This window comes from Mahella sp. (genome assembly GCF_020054945.1).
Lineage (GTDB): Bacteria > Bacillota > Clostridia > Mahellales > Mahellaceae > Mahella.
Genome location: NZ_JAIHAU010000039.1, coordinates 1 through 19077, shown reverse-complemented (window position 1 = coordinate 19077; position 19077 = coordinate 1). Strand labels below are relative to the sequence as shown.

The 19077-nt window shown below is 44.0% G+C and carries 20 protein-coding genes and 1 tRNA gene; 19 read left to right on the top strand and 2 right to left on the bottom strand.

Features of this window, described 5'->3' with window-relative positions; all coding sequences use genetic code 11:
* From JG770_RS08085 to truA, 6 genes are all read left to right on the top strand, one after another.
* A partial coding sequence (locus JG770_RS08085) for a DNA-directed RNA polymerase subunit alpha C-terminal domain-containing protein (RefSeq protein WP_291957532.1) occupies positions 1-436 on the top strand: 436 nt, incomplete at its 5' end.
* Positions 423-917, top strand: coding sequence for a bL17 family ribosomal protein (locus JG770_RS08080; RefSeq protein ID WP_291957529.1), 495 nt, complete (start codon positions 423-425; stop codon positions 915-917). The genes JG770_RS08085 and JG770_RS08080, both read left to right, overlap by 14 nt.
* Positions 918-919: 2 nt before the next feature.
* Positions 920-1759, top strand: a complete 840-nt coding sequence (locus JG770_RS08075; protein WP_291957526.1) for an energy-coupling factor transporter ATPase — start codon at positions 920-922, stop codon at positions 1757-1759.
* On the top strand, positions 1747-2613 hold the full coding sequence (locus JG770_RS08070; protein ID WP_291957523.1) for an energy-coupling factor transporter ATPase: 867 nt from the start codon (positions 1747-1749) through the stop codon (positions 2611-2613). The genes JG770_RS08075 and JG770_RS08070 overlap by 13 nt, the downstream gene beginning before the upstream one ends.
* Positions 2603-3331 (top strand): energy-coupling factor transporter transmembrane component T, encoded by a 729-nt coding sequence (locus JG770_RS08065; protein ID WP_291957521.1) that lies wholly within the window; start codon positions 2603-2605, stop codon positions 3329-3331. Before JG770_RS08070 ends, JG770_RS08065 begins: the two co-directional genes overlap by 11 nt.
* Complete coding sequence (gene truA / locus JG770_RS08060; RefSeq protein WP_291957518.1) at positions 3331-4068, top strand: tRNA pseudouridine(38-40) synthase TruA; 738 nt, start codon at positions 3331-3333, stop codon at positions 4066-4068. Before JG770_RS08065 ends, truA begins: the two co-directional genes overlap by 1 nt.
* On the opposite strand, the gene JG770_RS08055 is transcribed toward truA, so the two are convergent.
* Positions 4065-4970, bottom strand: coding sequence for a peptidoglycan-binding protein (locus JG770_RS08055; RefSeq protein WP_291957516.1), 906 nt, complete (start codon positions 4968-4970; stop codon positions 4065-4067). The two genes, truA and JG770_RS08055, sit on opposite strands and share 4 nt — an antisense overlap.
* 408 nt (positions 4971-5378) lie before the next feature.
* On the opposite strand from JG770_RS08055, the gene JG770_RS08050 reads away from it, so the two are divergent.
* From JG770_RS08050 to JG770_RS08010, 9 genes are all read left to right on the top strand, one after another.
* Complete coding sequence (locus JG770_RS08050; protein ID WP_291957514.1) at positions 5379-7667, top strand: SH3 domain-containing protein; 2289 nt, start codon at positions 5379-5381, stop codon at positions 7665-7667.
* Between the two features lie 139 nt (positions 7668-7806).
* Positions 7807-8442: a bifunctional 4-hydroxy-2-oxoglutarate aldolase/2-dehydro-3-deoxy-phosphogluconate aldolase gene (locus JG770_RS08045; protein WP_291957511.1), complete on the top strand. Its 636-nt coding sequence runs from the start codon at positions 7807-7809 to the stop codon at positions 8440-8442.
* 3 nt (positions 8443-8445) lie between these two features.
* Positions 8446-8973: a nitroreductase family protein gene (locus JG770_RS08040; protein WP_291957509.1), complete on the top strand. Its 528-nt coding sequence runs from the start codon at positions 8446-8448 to the stop codon at positions 8971-8973.
* 56 nt (positions 8974-9029) lie between these two features.
* Positions 9030-9106 (top strand) — tRNA-Val (locus tag JG770_RS08035).
* 93 nt (positions 9107-9199) lie between these two features.
* The gene (locus JG770_RS08030; protein ID WP_291957507.1) at positions 9200-9763 is read left to right on the top strand and encodes a flavin reductase family protein; all 564 of its coding nucleotides are present in this window, start codon (positions 9200-9202) and stop codon (positions 9761-9763) included.
* Between the two features lie 61 nt (positions 9764-9824).
* The gene (locus JG770_RS08025) at positions 9825-10022 is read left to right on the top strand and encodes a hypothetical protein (protein WP_291957505.1); all 198 of its coding nucleotides are present in this window, start codon (positions 9825-9827) and stop codon (positions 10020-10022) included.
* A gap of 65 nt (positions 10023-10087) precedes the next feature.
* Positions 10088-10612: a YhcN/YlaJ family sporulation lipoprotein gene (locus JG770_RS08020; RefSeq protein ID WP_291957502.1), complete on the top strand. Its 525-nt coding sequence runs from the start codon at positions 10088-10090 to the stop codon at positions 10610-10612.
* 51 nt (positions 10613-10663) lie between these two features.
* Positions 10664-11956 carry a pitrilysin family protein gene (locus JG770_RS08015; RefSeq protein ID WP_291957500.1) on the top strand — a complete coding sequence of 431 codons (1293 nt, stop codon included), beginning with the start codon at positions 10664-10666 and terminating at the stop codon, positions 11954-11956.
* Positions 11953-13239 carry a pitrilysin family protein gene (locus tag JG770_RS08010; protein ID WP_291957497.1) on the top strand — a complete coding sequence of 429 codons (1287 nt, stop codon included), beginning with the start codon at positions 11953-11955 and terminating at the stop codon, positions 13237-13239. Before JG770_RS08015 ends, JG770_RS08010 begins: the two co-directional genes overlap by 4 nt.
* A 135-nt stretch (positions 13240-13374) precedes the next feature.
* Here JG770_RS08010 and JG770_RS08005 read toward each other — a convergent pair whose 3' ends face one another.
* Entirely contained in the window at positions 13375-15297 is a 1923-nt protein-coding gene (locus JG770_RS08005; protein WP_291957495.1) for an FAD-dependent oxidoreductase, read from the bottom strand.
* 291 nt (positions 15298-15588) lie between these two features.
* Here JG770_RS08005 and JG770_RS08000 point away from each other — a divergent pair, with 291 nt between their 5' ends.
* From JG770_RS08000 to JG770_RS07985, 4 genes are all read left to right on the top strand, one after another.
* Positions 15589-16578 carry an ABC transporter substrate-binding protein gene (locus tag JG770_RS08000; protein WP_291957492.1) on the top strand — a complete coding sequence of 330 codons (990 nt, stop codon included), beginning with the start codon at positions 15589-15591 and terminating at the stop codon, positions 16576-16578.
* Between the two features lie 2 nt (positions 16579-16580).
* Positions 16581-17480: an ABC transporter permease gene (locus JG770_RS07995; protein WP_291957489.1), complete on the top strand. Its 900-nt coding sequence runs from the start codon at positions 16581-16583 to the stop codon at positions 17478-17480.
* Positions 17481-17490: 10 nt separating this feature from the next.
* The gene (locus tag JG770_RS07990) at positions 17491-18285 is read left to right on the top strand and encodes an ATP-binding cassette domain-containing protein (protein ID WP_291957486.1); all 795 of its coding nucleotides are present in this window, start codon (positions 17491-17493) and stop codon (positions 18283-18285) included.
* A gap of 387 nt (positions 18286-18672) precedes the next feature.
* Entirely contained in the window at positions 18673-19041 is a 369-nt protein-coding gene (locus JG770_RS07985; protein ID WP_291957483.1) for a LacI family DNA-binding transcriptional regulator, read from the top strand.
* Positions 19042-19077 lie beyond the last annotated feature (36 nt).

The window sequence follows — 19077 nt, the reverse complement described above, 5'->3', positions numbered from 1 at the left end:
CTATACAGTAGAGAATACCAGGATTGGTCAGATAACCGACTACGATAAATTAACGTTGGAGGTATGGACTAACGGTGCCATAGAGCCGGATGAAGCCATCAGCCTTGCAGCTAAGATTTTAGATGAGCATCTCGTGTTATTTGCGAATATGAGCGAATATATAGAGAATATCGAAGTTCCGGAAGAAAAGATCGAAGAAAAACGCGAGCATGCATTGGACATGACCATAGAAGAATTGGATCTTTCGGTACGTTCATATAACTGCCTGAAAAGAGCAGGCATAAATACTGTACAAGAATTAACAGAAAAGACCGAAGATGAAATGATGAAGGTTAGAAATCTTGGTAGAAAATCGTTGGATGAGGTTATACAAAAGCTAAATGCATTGGGCTTGAGTCTAAAAGAAAGTGAGGAGGCTGGAGATGAGCGCTTATAGAAAATTAAGCAAACCCAGCGATGAGCGCAAAGCGACATTGCGCAATCTCGTGACCGAGCTTTTGTGGTATGGCAAGATCCAAACCACTGAAGCCCGGGCCAAAGAGATACGAAAAATAGCTGAAAAGCTTATAACGCTGGCTAAAAAAGAAGCAAATAATGTGATCGAGGTAGATAAACAGGTTAATAATGAAAAACAACAAACGGTGACCATACATGTGAAAAATGATGCGCCTTCGCGTTTGCATGCCCGAAGGCAGATCATGTCATATATATATGACATGAAAGATTCTAAAAAACCAGACGAAACAAAATCCGAATATAAAGAGAGATTAAGGCAGGTAAACCATCCTGTGGTGGAAAAATTGTTCAATGAGATAGCGCCGCGGTATGCCGACAGAAATGGCGGATACGTCAGGATACTGAAAGTCGGCAAACGCCGAGGCGATGCTTCTGATATGGTTATAATAGAGTTGGTATAACGATGAGAGATGCTATCGTTGAATTCAACGATGTGAGTTTCATTTATCCGGGAGAAGAAGGAAAAAGCGCCGAGGCATTGGATAATATAAATGTCAGTATAGGGCATGGGGAATTTGTAGCCGTCATAGGGCGCAATGGTTCGGGCAAATCGACGTTTGCCAGGCATATAAATGCTTTATTTAAACCGAGCCGCGGTGATGTCATGGTAGACGGAATGAATACGAAGGACGATCAAGTGCTGTGGGCTATCAGGCAAACAGCCGGTATGGTATTCCAGAATCCGGATAACCAGCTTATAGCCACTATAGTCGAAGAGGATGTGGCCTTTGGCCCTGAAAATTTGGGAATACCACACGATGAAATAGTCAGACGAGTGCATGATGCGCTGGAGCTGGTGGACATGGCCGAATATGCGCAATTTGCCCCACATATGCTTTCAGGCGGGCAAAAACAGCGCGTGGCCATAGCCGGTATAATAGCCATGCATCCCAAATGCATAGTATTGGACGAGCCCACTGCCATGCTGGATCCAACGGGGCGCCAGGAGGTAATGGCTACTATAAAGCACCTTAATGAGGATGAAGGTATTACCGTCATCCTTATTACGCATTTTATGGAAGAAGCTGTCCAAGCTGATAGGATACTGGTTATGGACTATGGGCACATTATAATGGATGATGTGCCCAAAAAAATATTTACTCGGATAAATGACATAAAACAAGCCGGATTAGACATTCCTGCCATGACCGAGCTGGCCATAAACTTAAGAGCTCATGGTCTGAATATTCCGCCCGATATCCTAACGGTAGAGGAGATGGCTGAGGCTTTATGTCTATTGTAGTAAAACATTTGACGCATATATACATGCAAGGCACGCCGTTTGAGTCGATAGCGATTTCGGATGTAAGCTTTGAGATATCAGCAGGGGAATTTATAGGGCTCATAGGGCATACCGGCTCAGGCAAATCCACTCTCATTCAGCATCTTAACGGTCTCCTTAAGCCCACATCCGGCAGCGTGATTATAGATGGTATGGATTTATCCGATAAAAGCACTAAAATCAAAGATATAAGGCACAAGGTTGGTCTGGTGTTTCAATATCCTGAACAGCAGTTATTCGAGGAAACTATCTATAAGGATATAGCCTTCGGCCCTATAAACATGGGTATACCAGATCAGCGCTTGGATGAGACGGTACGCCATGCTATGGAACTGGTTGGGCTGGATTATGATGAATTAAAGGAACGTTCGCCTTTTGAATTGAGCGGCGGACAGCGCAGGCGCGTGGCACTAGCAGGTGTGCTGGCCATGAATCCCGAGATACTTATACTGGATGAACCTACGGCGGGTTTGGATCCTGTGGGCAGAGAGGCACTGCTGACCATGCTCAAGGAATTGCAGACAAAAAACGGCATCACCATAATAATGGTTTCTCATAGCATGGAAGATGTGTCCAGGCTTGCTGATCGCATAATGGTCATGAACAAAGGCCGATTGGCTATTATGGGCAAACCCGAGGAGGTATTTTCAGAAGGTGATATGCTGAAAGGTATGGGGCTGGGATTGCCGCAGATAACCGAACTCATGCAGCTATTGGCGAAACGGGGCAAGGATGTAAATATCAGCATATTTTCTTTGGAGCAGGCCGTCGATGAGATATTAAAGGTTTGGGGAGGTAAAGCGCTTGTTCAATGATATAACTATAGGTCAATACTTTCCCGGCAACTCTGTCATACATCGGCTGGACCCCAGAAGCAAGCTCATATTGACGCTGGCCTTTATAATATGGGTATTTGTATTAAACGAGATATGGCATTATATATTTCCTGCTATATATATTTGTACAGTGATAATGCTTTCAGGCATATCAGTACGCTATTATTTTAAGGGTATAAAGCCATTGTGGCCTATAATTGTGCTTACATTGGTTATAAATATATTTTTCACCAAAGGCGGACCGGTATTGTTTAATATCGGACCGCTTGAAGTAACCCAAGCCGGTCTTAACCAAGCCATATTAATAGCACTGCGCCTGGTGTTTCTTATAGTGGGCGCCTCTGTTTTAACATTGACCACATCGCCGGTTCAATTGACCGATGGTATAGAGCGGCTGATGGGCCCTCTTCAAGCCATCAATTTTCCGGTAGGAGAATTGGCCATGATGATGACCATTGCCTTGCGCTTTATTCCGACATTGCTAGAAGAAACCGACAGGATTATGAAAGCTCAGATGGCGCGGGGGGCTGATTTCGATACCGGCAATATACTGGATAAGGCAAAGAGCATGGTGCCGCTGCTGGTGCCATTGTTTATAAGCAAGGGGCGCACCAAGTTTAAGATGTTAAAGTTTTCAAGGCTGGATTATGGCGCGGCTATATTTACAGCCGCCATTATTATAATAAGTGTTATCTAATGGAACGAAATATAAAGCTGATATTGCAGTATGATGGCACAGCATATGCCGGATGGCAGTATCAAAAAAACGCCTTGACAATACAGCAGGTTGTAGAAGAGGCCATAGAAAGGCTTACAGGAAAACATAGTGCCGTTATAGCAGCCGGAAGGACCGATAGAGGCGTGCATGCATCAGGGCAAGTGGCCAATTTTAAGACTGAAAGCAATATACCGACAGATCGCTGGCTTTATGCTCTGAATGCCGTTTTGCCGGAGGATATAAGGGTTGTCGATGTGCAGGACGTGCCGCCGTCATTTCACGCCCGCTTTGATGCAAAGGGTAAATTATACCGCTATATCATCTGGAATGCTCCTTACAGTTCGGCACTATTAAGAAACTTCAGCCTTCATGTGGCAAGACCTTTGGACGCAGACGCTATGAGAAGGGCGGCTCAATATCTTGTGGGTACACATGATTTTTCTTCGTTTCAAGCCAGCGGTAGTGCGGTGCGCGATACGGTAAGGAGTATATGGGATATAAGCATACAAAACGAGGACAAAATGATAAGCGTATCAATATCAGGCGACGGCTTTCTGTATAATATGGTGAGGATAATGGTCGGTACACTTATAGATGTAGGCATAGGCAAGCTTACCGCTTGCGATGCAAAGTTTATACTGGAAGCCCGTGACAGAAAAAGGGCTGGCAAAACTGCCAGCCCGCATGGGTTATATCTGGTGGAGGTGTATTATTAATTATAGAAACTGTGGTTGCCTATGGTGGCTATATATTGTCTGTTTTGCACTATCCACCCGCCTTCGGCCTTAGCCGGGTTGAAGAAGTACAATGCGCTGCCTACGGGTCTTGCTCCGTTATAAGCTTCTTGTGCTGCTTGATTGCTGGCTGTTGACGGCGTATTATATATGGTCCCATCGGTTACAGGACTAAATTGCGGTATGCCATGATAGTCTTCGAATATAACTGCCTTGACGGTATTCGCAAAGTTGGGGGATTTTACGCGGTTCATTATGACGTTGCCTACCGCTACCTTACCTGGATATGGTTCGGCTCCGGCCTCTGCTTCTATGATACGGGCCAGCCAGTATATGTCCTCTCGATAATTTCCGGCAGCATCCCTGCTGGCAGCAGAGGATGAGTTGTACAATGCGTTAAGCGTTTGCGCTCCGGCTATGCCGTCCACTGCAAGGCCGCGATCCTTTTGGAAACGGATTACGGCATCGCGCGTTAAGGAGCCATAGTACCCTGTGACATTGGCATAAAAATAACCTTGCTGTTTCAATGCCGTTTGCAGCTGGGATACCTGACTGCCACTGTTCCCCACCTTCAGTAGGGAGGATGACGATTTGTACAATGCGTTAAGCGTTTGCGCTCCGGCTATGCCGTCCATTGCAAGGCCGCGATCCTTTTGGAAACGGATTACGGCATCGCGCGTTAAGGAGCCGTAGTACCCTGTGACATTGGCATAAAAATAACCTTGCTGTTTCAATGCCGTTTGCAGCTGGGATACTTCACTGCCGCTGCTACCCACCTTTAGTGTTGTGGAAGCGGCATATGTATAGCCTCCTGAAAATATAAAGAAGAACAAAAACATAAGGGCTAGCGTAGCTGATATCAATCTCTTATTAGAAAACCTCAATACAAAACCCCTTTCCATAAATCCATTATTTTAGGATCTGAAATATTTATTTAACATTTGTAACACAATTGTAACAAATCCAAGCCCATATACAAAGCCGCTTGTATGCTCAAAATAGGGCCTGATCCATCGTATCGTACGATAAAAGCCATTTAACTATATTTTTTATACGCTCTTTACAATTATAGTGCATATACCATAAATGCTCAAAATGCCTAATAATGTAAAGAATGAATATTTGAGTATACAGTCTTCCATAGCATGAGAGAGGATTATGGCGAAAAAAGTAGATATACTGGCGTTTGTTTCACTTTTTGCCGACTTATGATACCATAGCCTTATTGCCAAATCTCTTAAGATATGTTATAGATAATATGATGGTCTAATATATACGAAGGGGGTGAGAAATTGACAGAGGATAAGATCATATTGAAAAGCAGGTTGTTTTTTTGGGCGGCAATAATAGCTATCGCTATGCTAGCCGCGGTTACGCTCGGTATAGAATCGGCTAAAGCGGCTAATGGCACTGTCGAAGTAACGGTATCGCCAGGTTCGAGAGCAAATATCAGGTCTGCGGCTTCGTTGAACAGCAGCATCATAGGAAAGGCTACGAGGGGACAAAGATTCACTTATATAGATACCGTAGGCAGCTTTTTCAAGATACAATATAATGGAACCACAGCATACCTACATAATTCAGTGGCGAAAGCTATTAGTACCGCACAACCGACGCCATCGCGAGGCAGCGCACAGACCGGTACGGTGAAGGTAAATACGACGCTAAATGTACGCAGCGGAGCTGGTACCCAGTACAAAGTGGTAGGCAGCTTGAAGAATGGCACCAAAGTAGAAGTATTGGGCAAGAGCGGCAGCTGGTACAGGATAAAGTATGGCAGCATAACAGGCTATGTAAGCGGACAATACCTGGTGGTAAGCAGTACAAGCCCAAAGCCTGTACCTGCGCCAACACCGCCGCCTGTACCTGCACCAACACCGTCGCCTGCACCTGCGCCGACACCGACTGCACAGACCGGTACGGTTAAGGTAAGTTCGACGCTTAATGTACGCAGCGGAGCCGGTACTCAGTACAAAGTGGTAGGCAGCTTGAAGAATGGCACCAAAGTAGAAGTATTGGGCAAGAGCGGCAGCTGGTATCAGATAAAGTATGGCAGCATAACGGGCTATGTCAGCGGACAATACCTGGTGGTAAGCAGTACAAGCCCTACGCCTCCGCCGACGCCATCGCGAGGCAGCACACAGACCGGTACGGTGAAGGTTAGCACGACACTGAATGTACGCAGCGGGGCCGGTACCCAGTATAAAGTGGTGGGCAGTCTAAAAAACGGTACCAAAGTAGAAGTATTGGGTAAGAGCGGCAGCTGGTACCAGATAAAGTATGGCAGCATAACAGGCTATGTCAGCGGACAATACCTGGTGGTAAGCAGTACAAGCCCGACGCCGCCTGCACCGACACCGGCACCCGCGCCAGCACCAGCACCAGCGCCGACGCCGCCTGTACCCACACCGACACCGGTACCTATGCCAACGCCAGAACCTGGCACATTAAGTGGTAAAGTAGTATTTATCGATGCCGGTCACGGTGGCAGTGATCCCGGTACGACAAATGCGGGTTATAAGGAAAAAGACCTGAATCTGGCTGTGGCTAATAAAACAGTAGAGCTTCTGCGCCAAGCCGGGGCCACCGTTATACCTACGCGGACTGCTGACGTAACAGTAGAGCTATATGACCGGACCGCGATGGTTAATAAATATATATTGGAGCAGGAGAAAAAAGCGGTAGAACAGGAACTCGTCGGTTTGCAGGAAACGTTGGCTGAATTGACCGCACAAAAGCAGTCTTTGGAACAACAGAAACAGGCCTTGCAAGATGAGATATCTTATCTGGATGCTCAAGCATATAAGATCAATGTCGCCATAAGCGCATGGAAGGATTGGCAAGATGCTAAAAGCGATGCTAGCAAGGAACAACAATATAGAGATGCTATAGCAGCGCTGGACGAAGAATATAGGCCCGACTCAAATGACAGCGATGTAGAAACTGCATTGACTGCTCATCGGGACGCTATAAGAGCCGAGATAAACGATATAGAAGATAAAAAAATAGCGGAGTTGAATGAATCCTTGGATGAGGTAAATGCTGAGCTCAAGAAGATATCCGATAAAGAGGAATATCTGGACGATATTGACAGATATATTGCCAGTTTTACGTGGGTTTTGAATAATAACCAGGGTAATAATAGCAAGACAGGCTATCCTAGCAAAGCCGACATGATCAAGATATTCGACATAGAGAAAAAATACCAGGATAATATTATATTCGTTTCCATACACGGCAACAGCACGAATGCTGTTTCCGGCAATGCTAGAGGCGCTCAGGTATACTATATGGCTCACAACACATCGACCTACTATAACGGCTATAACACTGCAGAACGGTATAGACTAGCCCAAACGTTGCTTGAGGAAGTGCCTAAAGCCAATGGACTATCCAAAAACCTTAAATATCCTTCGCCGGAAAACTTTGCCGTATTGAGGGAAGCCAACGTTGTATCTTCTCTTATAGAGCTGGGTTTCTTGAATAATACCGATGACAGGACTTTATTGATGAATCCGATAGTACAGCATAATTCGGCTGTAGGCATATATAACGCTATAGTAAAGTACTTCAACGATTAGGTGAACATGTAAGCTGCAGATAGTGCCTGACGGGCAATGTCTGTGGCTTAATTTTTTTATAGTTTTTGTTGATGCAACTTTTTGCTATAATATTATAAAGTAAATAAGGAATCAAAATATATTAATAGGAGCAGAAAAAATGAATGCTGAAGAAGTAGTCGGCAATATAAAGAATGAACGCATTATAGCCATTATACGCGGTATCGATGATGCCCACATAGAGCGAACCATAGAAGCTCTTCTAAAGGGGGGTATATCGATTATGGAAATTACCATGAATACGCCCGGCGCCATTGACATGATAAAGAATATGGTACAGCGATGGGGTTCCGATATAATGATAGGGGCAGGCACTGTCATGACACCGCAGGCGGCTTATGATGCTATATCGGCAGGAGCACAGTTCATAGTGTGTCCTCACACCGATAAAAGGATTATAGATTTAGCCAAAGCGATGGGCAAAGCGGTGTTGCCGGGGGCTATGACGCCAACTGAGATAGCGACTGCAATGCAAAGCGGTGCCGACCTAATAAAACTTTTTCCGGCAGCAACGTTGGGTCCTAGCTATGTGAAGCAGTTGCTCGGGCCATTCAATGATGTGCCATTTATAGCTGTAGGCGGTATAAATATAGATAACGCGTATAGCTTTATCCAGGCCGGTGCCGTCGGATTGGGCATAGGTGGAGAACTTGTCAATAGACAAATGATCTATCAAGACAAATACGACAGTGTGACTGAGTTGGCACGCACATTTATAGAATCGGTGAGTATATAAAAGGTGACGATTATAGATGCTATAATGAGCAGGCAAAGCATAAGGTATTATCTGGACAAAGATATCGACGATGATATTATAAAAGAATTGATAAAAGCCGGTTGCCAAGCACCCTCCGCGCATAATAGACAACCGTGGTCTTTTATTGTAACAAAAAACAAAGATAAGATGAATGAGATAGCTGTTAACTCCACATATGCTAAATTTTTACCTACGGCATCTGCGGCTATTATAGTATGTTCACATTTTGATCCATTGCAGCAAATACCGGCATTGCCCAGCCCGAATCTTCATTCATCTCAGGATGCGGCTGCAGCCGCTGAAAATATATTGCTGGCGGCTTTGGATCATGGATTGGGCACATGCTGGATAGGTGATATAAATGATGCGTTATTGAGGCGATTATTCGATATACCCGATGATTATCGTCCCATGCTAATAATAGCATTGGGCTATCCGGATCCAATGCATATGACCCCAAAACGTAAACGTAGGCCATTGGATGAAGTACTGCATTGGAATATGTGGTGATACGGCAAAAAATCACTTGCACTGTTGGCGATTATATATTATAATAGTCAATGCAAGGGGTTATGGCTCAGGCGGTTAGAGCGCCACGCTCACATCGTGGAGGTCACAGGTTCGAGTCCTGTTAACCCCACCACTAAGGAGATGATCGATTTCATCTCCTTTATTTTATTTGACAAAATATCAGATTTGGCATATAATGGTTTCAAACCGCATAGGAGGTAGAAAAATGGATAAAATAGTATTGGAACCGGACACGGCATTATATCCATTACCGGCCGTTATGGTATCATGCAGAGATAAAGCAGCAAATGATAATATAATAACATTGGCATGGGTAGGTACGGTATGTTCAGAGCCGCCAATGGTATCTGTATCCATTCGGCCGGGCCGATTTTCCAGTCATATGGTCAAAGAAACAGGTGAATTTGTTATAAACCTGCCCACTAGAGAATTGCTGGAGATGATGGATTACTGTGGTTCTCGCAGCGGCCGCCATGAGGATAAGTTCGAGCATTTGAATATAGAGAAAGCCGAAGCATCCAAAGTAAACGTCCCTATTATAAAAGCCAGCCCTGTGAATATAGAATGCCGGGTTAAGCATATGCTCAACCTGGGCTCGCATGATATGTTCGTAGCCGAGGTGGTAGCTGTCGATGTGCGAGAAGATATAGTAGCGAATCATAAAGTTGATTTTAGTAAATTGGATTTAATTGCCTATGTTGGAACGACATATTTCAGCCTGGGCGATATATTGGCCAAACAAGGATTCTCTGTTAGAGAATCGGCATGAATTAAGTTGGGTCATATCATAGATACTATTATAAAGAATCTATAATAACGGAGGAATGCTTGTGGAAAAAGATAAAATGGCTCACGAGATAATATCTTTTGTAAGTGATAATAAACAATCTTATGCCAGCCGGGCGGTATGCAGCAGGATACTCGGCCAAACAGGCGACGTGGATAACAGTACCGTTGTGCAGCTAAAAAATGTTATAAATAATGCTGATGATAATGATTTACAATCATGCTATGATTTAATAAAGTAAGGATAAGTTGCATTTAATAAAAAGCGCCTTCTTGTCAAACACTATTATTGAAGGAGGCGATAATCTTGAAAAAAGATATAAGGCATGGTTCGATTGCTTTATTGATCTGTTTGCTGATACTGGCTTTTGCTGTGGTCGGTTGTACACCGACGCGAAGGCCGGCTCCTGCTCCTCAACCACCGGCGCCGAGGACGGCCACTCCTCCCAGAACCGTAACGCCGCCTGCCACGCCGGATACTGGTGCGAACGATATGATAGCGCGTTCGCAGCGTATAGCAGATAGGGTAGCGGCTATGTCTGAGGTAGAAAAAGCGGCAGTGGTTATAACCGGCAATACCGCTCTTATAGGGGTTACTATTGAGGGGACTACGGAAGGCAAACTTTCTGATCAAGTGAAGAAAAATATCGAAACGACTGTCAAAGCGGCCGATAAAGCCATCGATAACGTCGTTATAACGGCTGATCCGGATCTTTTCGATAGGATAAGGATTATGATGAGCGATATAGCCAGAGGTAAACCGCTCAGCGGCTTTGCGAAAGAGATAAATGAGATAATAAATCGCATAACCCCTGAAGTAAATACGCAATAAGCCTGGGCCGCCAGGCTTATTCCCCTATATAATAATTAAAGGAGCATATATATGGATATATCTACATATGACTATAAATTGGATAACGGCATCGATTTGCATATCATAAGCACTAAAAAATTTAAAACCGTTCACTTTAATATTTTCTTTCATAGAGCGTTAAATAAAGAGACAGCAACGTTCAATGCCCTATTGCCTCGTGTCATGAAACGCGGCTGTCAGAGCTTTAATGATACGATACAGATAGAGCGCTTCTTAGAAGACATATACGGTGCGGATTTCGATGCCGATGTATTGAAAAAAGGCGAGCGGCAAATTATAGGTTTCAGACTGGATATTGTGCATCCCAAATATACAGGGGATGATACTTTGATAGATAAGGGATTATCCTTCTTAAATGATATAATATCGAAGCCGTTGACCGTAGACCAAGGCTTTAATCAGGATTACGTGGAGCAAGAAAAACAGAACCTTAAGGACATGATAGAAGGGTTAATAAACGATAAGGCTCAATACGCGGTCGAGCGTTGCATACAGGAAATGTGCAAAGGCGAACCCTTTGCCACATATGTATACGGCAGTACTGATGCTCTGGCTGGTATAAATGGCGATAACCTTTATGAGCATTATAAAGATGTGTTGGCCGGTAGCCCGGTTGATATATTTATATTAGGCGATGTAGAACCCGATGCCATACGCGATAAGACCGAGGCTATCTTTAATTGGCCAAGAGGGACTGTTAAGAAAATACCCAAAGAGATCATTAAAAAAGCGATAACAGAACCCAAAGAGGTAATAGAACGCATGGATGTTTTACAGGGCAAACTATCGCTTGGCTTAAGAACCGATACCGCTCCGGATGATACTGCCTACCCTGTTCTGATGCTCTATGCCAGCATATTGGGCGGGGGGCCTCAGTCCAAGCTGTTTCTTAATGTCAGAGAAAAGGCCAGCCTGGCTTATTATGCTTACGCAAGATTAGAAAAATATAAAGGTTTGATGATAATAAGCTCGGGCATAGAGATAGAGAACTATAAAAAAGCTCTGGATATCATGCTTGAGCAATTGGATGAAATGAAAAGAGGCGCTATATCATCGCAGGAGTTGGATTTTTCCAAAAAAGCGCTGGCCACTTCTTTACGCTCTATAATGGATAGCCCTCAGCAATTGACGGATTATTATCTGGGCAATGCTATATTAAAAAAGCATTCTACTGTAGATCAGCTCATAGAAAGCATAAATGCCGCACAGATGGATCAAGTAGTAGAGATAGCGCAACGGATAAATCTGGATACTATTTATTTCCTGGCAAACAAAGCGATGAAAGGGGTCGAGAAAATATGACTGTCATAGAAAATAGTGCTATAGAAGAAATAATATATAAATATAAGATGGATAACGGCCTTACAGTTTATATAATGCCTAAACCGGGTTATACCAAGCAATTTGCCATTTATGCCACTAATTACGGTTCTAATGATATAAAATTTTTGGACGGAAAGCATAGAGAACCTGTGGAAGTCCCTTACGGTATAGCTCATTTTCTGGAACATAAGCTGTTTGAGGAACAAGGCGGTAGCATATTCGAAAGATTCTCGGCTTTAGGAGCACAGGCTAACGCCTTCACCAATTTCAACATGACGGCTTATCTATTTTCATCTACCAATAAATTTTACGATTGCCTAAACTTACTGCTCGATTTTGTAAACCGGCCTTACTTTACTGATGAAAATGTCGAGAAGGAAAAGGGTATAATAGCTCAAGAGATACGCATGTATGAGGATAATCCGGCATGGCGCGTTTACTTTAATCTGTTAGGCGCATTATATAAAAATTACCCTGTGAAAAACGATATAGCCGGTACGGTGGAATCCATAACAGGCATCACTAAAGAGCAGCTTTATCTATGCTATGAAACGTTTTATCATCCGAATAATATGGCTATTTTTATGATAGGCGATATAGACAAAGAGCAAGCGATAGATACAGTAAAGCAAAGCTTTGCAGACAAGAATATACCCAAGCGCGGAGATGTCAAACGTATATATCCTGATGAGCCTGCCGATGTAGCGCAAGCGTTGGTCACACAGCAGTTAGAGGTCGCCATTCCGATGTTTTATATCGGATTTAAGGATTCGGATATCGGTATGTCGGGCAATAAATTGATGAAAAAGGATATAGTTACCGGTGTACTGCTGAATATGCTGATAGGCAAGAGTTCTGATACATACCAGAGCCTGTATGAAGATGGCCTTATCAATGCTACTTTTGAGAAGGATTATACCGGAGAAATAAACTACGGCTTCAGCCTTATGGGGGGCGAATCGCAGCAGCCGCTCAAGGTGCAGGATAGGATAATGGAAGCTATAAATAAGTATAAACAGAGCGGCTTGAATGTAAATGACCTCGACAGGGTTAAAAGAAAAATGCTTGGGGATTTTCTAATGAGCTTAAACCGTATAGATAGTATAGCATCGGTATATATTGCAGCGGCCTTTAAAGACATAAATTTAATCGATTATCCTAAAGTTTTGGATGAAGTAAGGATTTCAGATGTCGAGGAGAGGCTTCGCCAGCATTTCGATGAGAAGTATTGCGCTATATCCATAATAGAACCAAAAAAATAAAGAGGTAAACATCACCATAATAGGTAAATAGGGTATGGGAGAATTTTTTGGTATTACGCTGAATTTCATGAAACCGGTTAAATTCCACAAAATTCAGCGTAATACCGTTTTTATCACTTATTAAAGATACTTATCTTATACCGCTAATCCCGCTCTGTAACCAGCCTCAACGGCTTCCAAGGCCTTGCATACTTTGACCGCATCGCCTATGGCTATAACCTGAGGAACCTTCCCTTCGAGCTGCCTGGTCAATGTATTTACAGATCTTGCTCCTATAGCTAATACTATAGTATCCGCCGGCCCTATTTTGGTTTCTGTCCCATCTATCTCAGATATGATGCCATCATCCAATATCTCTTTTACCGGCGCATTGACATATATCTTTACGTCATTTTGTTTTAAATCTTTCATTAAGAAATATCTTACCGCGGCTTCTTCATCCTTCGCGATTACCGGCAGCATTTCGACTATCATAACTTCTTTGCCGTGATTAGCCAAATGATCGGCTGTTTCAGATCCCACCATACCGCCGCCTATCACTATTACCCTATGGCCAACGTTGACTTTGCCCAATAATACATCATTTGCATTAACTACATTGGGTCTGTCCTTGCCTGGTATATTTGGTATCAGAGGTTCTCCCCCCGTAGCCACTATTACTGCGTCAGGCGTTTCTTGCTCGACAATATCCGCCGTCAATTCGGTATTAAAGTGTATATTCACACCATGCTTTTTAAGCTGATTATATTGCCAGACAATAAACATGTCTATTTCGCCTTTATTGGGCGGTATAGCCCCGATAGCATATTGCCCGCCTACTCGATCGCTTTTCTCGTACAGATGAACCTCATGGCCGCGCTGAGCTGCTACCATGGCAGCTTCCATCCCTGCCGGGCCGCCTCCTGCTACAAATACCTTCTTCTTTTGTTCAGCCGGCTCTATAATAAGTTCAGATTCTCTGCCTGTTACAGGATTTACTAAACAACCGCCAGGGTTTCCCTTGTTCAGACTACCTATACAGCCTTGCAGACACCCTATGCAGTAGTTGATGTCGTCGAATCTTCCTGCAGCGGCTTTGTTAGGAAGCTCCGGGTCAGCAAGCGAGGCCCTGCCCATGGCTACGAAATCAGCTTTGCCGGACGCGATAATCGTTTCAGCCATAATTGGATCATTGATTCTGCCGACAGTTATCACCGGTATAGAAACCACTTTCTTGACATCGGCAGCGAAATCGGTGATCCAACCATGACGTACTGCTGCCGGCGGTATTATGGTCTGCATACTGGCGTATACGCCCGCAGAAACATGGATAGCATTTACTCCGGCCTGTTCGAGCAATACGGATATGGCTTTTGTATCTTCTATGGTCCTGCCGCCGGGAACGAACTCATCTCCTGAAATTCTGAATATTATGGGGAAAACATTTCCCGCTTTAGCTCTTATATTGGATATGATTTCTAAAGGAAATCTCATTCTGTTTAAAAGACTGCCGCCATATTCATCAGTTCGTTTATTGGAATATGGAGACATAAATTGAGCTACCAGATAGCCATGTGCTCCATGTACCTCAACGCCATCAAAACCTGCTTCTTTGGCTCTCAACGCACAATCGCCATATTTATTAACGATATCATGGATTTCGGATATGGTAAGCTCATGTGGTATTTCCTGATTAGCGGGGCATGGTATCGGTGAAGGGGCTACCGGCTGCATACCTGTGATAAAATGGTTTGTTTGTCTGCCGGCGTGGTATATCTGCGCTACTATTTTGCTGCCATATTTGTGTACCCTTTCGGTCAATTCGGAATGGCTTTCTATTTGAGCGTTATCCCACAATCCCGGAATACAGGGAAAACCCTTGCCGCAGGGATCAACGGCGTAGTCTTCGGTGATTATGAGCTCCCAACCTCCCTTTGCTTTTGCCTCATGATATGCTATAAACTTCTCGGTGGCGGTACCGTCGCTATTACAAAAATTCATTACCATAGCCGGCACAACCAATCTATTGGCTACTTCCATTGTGCCTATATGCATAGATGAGAAAACATTTTTTAACATACTATCGTATCTCCTGTCTTTCATTCTTTGAATATATTTGATAATATTTTATCATAATTTGAAGTTTGAATCAACCATAGTTTTGCAGCTGCTTTTTAATAAAAAAAGCCTTGTTTTGAAGCCTCACAAGGGGTTGGCTTTCGGCGATCGATATTGTATTTACGATTGCCATATGTTATAATCTCAATAAAAGTAGTATGGTAGCATGGTAGGGGAGATATCCTCTTTCCATGTACTGCATTTCCCTATATATTGCATAGGGAAACGAAAATATGAAAGGGGAGTTTTTTTATGTTTAAAAAGGTTGTATCACTAATATTGGTATTTATCGTAGCTGTAGCCCTTGCGGCTTGCAGCGGCGGCGGCACGACATCGACGCGGTCAGGCGAGGTTATCACCATAGGCATACTCCAATTAGTGGAGCATCCGGCGCTGGATGCAGCTCGCGAGGGATTTGTAGAGGCTTTAAAGGAAGCCGGATACGAAGATGGTGTGAATATAAAGCTGGATTTACAAAATGCGCAGGGTGAAATACCTAACGCATCGACTATAGCCAGCAAATTCGTCGGCGATAAGGTGGATATGATATTGGCCATAGCCACTCCGGCGGCTCAAGCGGCTGCCAATGCCACCAAGGACATTCCAATATTGATTACCGCCGTTACCGATCCGGTTGTGGCCGGCCTGGCCAAGAGCCTTGATAAGCCGGGCGGCAATGTAACCGGCACCACTGATATGAATCCGGTGGCAGAGCAGTTGCAACTTATTAAGGATTTGCTTCCCGACGCTAAGAACGTTGGTTTCTTGTATAATTCCGGTGAGGTGAATTCCAAAGTACAGTTAGATATAGCAAAAGAGGCGGCGAGCAAAATGGATCTAAATATAGTCGAAGCTACGGTTACCAACAGCAGCGAGGTAACTCAGGCTACTCAATCGCTCATGGGGCGCGTGGATGCGATATATGTGCCCACCGATAATACCATCGTTTCAGCTATAGGGGCGGTTGTCAAAGTCGCCAACGATAATAAGGTACCGGTTATAGGTTCCGAAAAAGGCCAAGTGGTTGGCGGGGCGCTGGCTGCCAAGGGCATAGACTATAAGGAGCTGGGTAAGCAGACCGGACGGATAGCCGTTGAGGTATTAAGAGGCAAAAAACCGGCTGATCTGCCCATAGAGTCGGCTGAAACCATTACGCTCATCATAAACAAAAAGGCGGCCTCGACTATAGGCGTTGCAATACCGGAGGCGCTTTTATCCAAAGCGGATGAGGTTATAGAGTAAGTATGACAGCAATATTCTCGGTGCTGATAGGTCTTTTAAGCATATCGCTGGAACAAGGTTTATCGTATGGTATAATGGCTCTCGGCGTATATATAACATTTAAAGTGCTCGACTTCCCGGATCTTACCGTAGAAGGCAGTTTTCCGCTGGGAGCCTCGGTAACGGCTGTGCTGGTGGCCGGTGGGTTCAACCCATTTTTGGCGTTGTTCGTATCTATGCTGGCGGGTATGGCAGCCGGCGGAATAACAGGGATACTCAATACTAAGGGGCATATAACCGGCCTTTTAGCCGGCATACTAACCATGACCGCTCTATATTCCATAAACCTAAGGATTATGGGCAGGTCGAATATATCGCTGCTCAACATAGACACGGTATTGACATCGGTGGAAAATCTCGGGGTACCCCACGGCGTGGTAGCCATAACGACTTTTGCCATAGCGGTAGTGATAATAAAACTGTTATTGGATGCTTTATTAAAAACGCGTTTGGGTTTTTCATTGCGCGCCACGGGAAACAATGCTAATATGGCGCGCGCGCTCGGCGTAAATACCGACGCCATGAAGGTATTCGGACTGGCGCTGTCTAATGGTCTGGTAGCGTTATCCGGCGGCCTCGTGGCTCAATATCAGGGCTTTGCCGATGTGGGGATGGGCATAGGCACTATAGTGGCGGGTTTGGCGTCGGTGATAATAGGAGAGATGATCATGGGTGAAAGAAACATAGGGTATGCCACTATGTCGGCCCTTGTGGGGTCGTTCATATATCGCTTGAGCATAGCCATAGCCTTGCGCTTGGGATTCGCCGCCACCGACCTTAAGCTGTTGACGACGATATTGGTCATTATCGCTTTAACCACTCCGCAGATACGCAAGATTATAAAAGTGAGTTCAACGTCATGAAGGGATTTAGATGCTAGAATTAAAGAATGTTTCAAAAGCTTTCAACAAGGGTACTGTTAACGAGAACGTGGTATTCAGCGATTTGAATTTTACCCTTAACGAAGGGGATTTTGTATCGGTCATAGGCAGCAACGGAGCCGGCAAGTCCACGCTCCTAAACCTTATAGCGGGGGTATTCTCCGTAGACGGCGGACAGCTGCTTTTGGACGGCAATGATATAACGAAATTACCCGAGCATAAAAGGGCGCGTTTTATAGGAAGAGTATTTCAAGATCCTATGATGGGGACTGCGCCGTCAATGACCATAGAAGAAAATATGGCCGTAGCGTATGCCCGTAGCGATCATTATTCGCTAAGATGGGGCATAAACCCGCAGACGCGCGATATGTTTAGGGAAAGGCTATCCTATCTCGGGCTTGCTTTGGAGGATCGCCTTTCTACCAAAGTTGAGTTACTGTCGGGAGGTCAGAGGCAGGCTATGACACTGCTCATAGCCACGATGAGCAACCCGCGCTTGCTTTTATTGGACGAACATACGGCGGCGCTGGATCCCGCTACGGTAAGGCTTATAAACGATCTCACCGAACGGATTATAAACGAGCAACATATAACCACGCTTATGGTGACGCATAATCTTGAGCATGCCATAAAGATGGGCAATAGACTTATTATGATGGACAGAGGTTCTATAGTATTGGATATAAAAGATGACGAGAAACGTTCCCTCACCATAGAGCAACTCTTGGATATGTTTGAACAGGCCGCTCATGAGAAATTTTCCGATGACCGCGTTATACTACAGTGAACACGGTTAAAAAACCCGCTGGTCCAGCGCTTTAGTTGGCTAGCGGGTTTTGCCTATGCCGTATCCTTTGGCTATCTTCACTTTTGCTACATTCCTTTGCAATCTGCTTAAAATGATCGATAGGGTCAGTGTATACCTTTCTTAAGATACATAATTTCAGCTCACGCGGTGATACACAACGTATATTTTCGTAAACATTGACAAAATAAAAGCCCGATTTCTCGGGCGCTAGAGCTAATTTTATTGTTTAATTGTTGTAAAACAGGGGATGTGAAAATTATAATAGGATGTGAAAATCACTATTGACAATATATAATGGTTATGATAACATAAAAATATAAGTTAATTGAGTGTGATAAGTAGGTTATAAAAATGAGCAATATAAGATTGGAAGATATTGCAATGGCAGTTGGAGTTTCGAAAAATACAGCATCTAAAGCATTGCGCAATGCCGAAGGCGTCAGTGATGAAACGAGAAAGAAAATAATTGATACTGCTATAAAAATGGGCTATAAAAGGGTTATAACCAGAGAGATCAATAACGTTACAGTATTGTGCCGAGAGGAGTTTTTTAGAGAACCTACTTTTTGGCCAAATATATTATACGGGATAGAGAGAGCGGCAAGAAGTAGGAATATAAAACTTAGTACAACCGCTATAGATATAAAAACAGAGAAGGAGCAAATTATACCATCAGGGGTGAAGCATGAATTTAAGATGAGCAATAAATCGGGCTTAGAGGGACACCGAAAATAAATTTTTTCTCAAATAAGAGCTGGATCAATTTTTGCC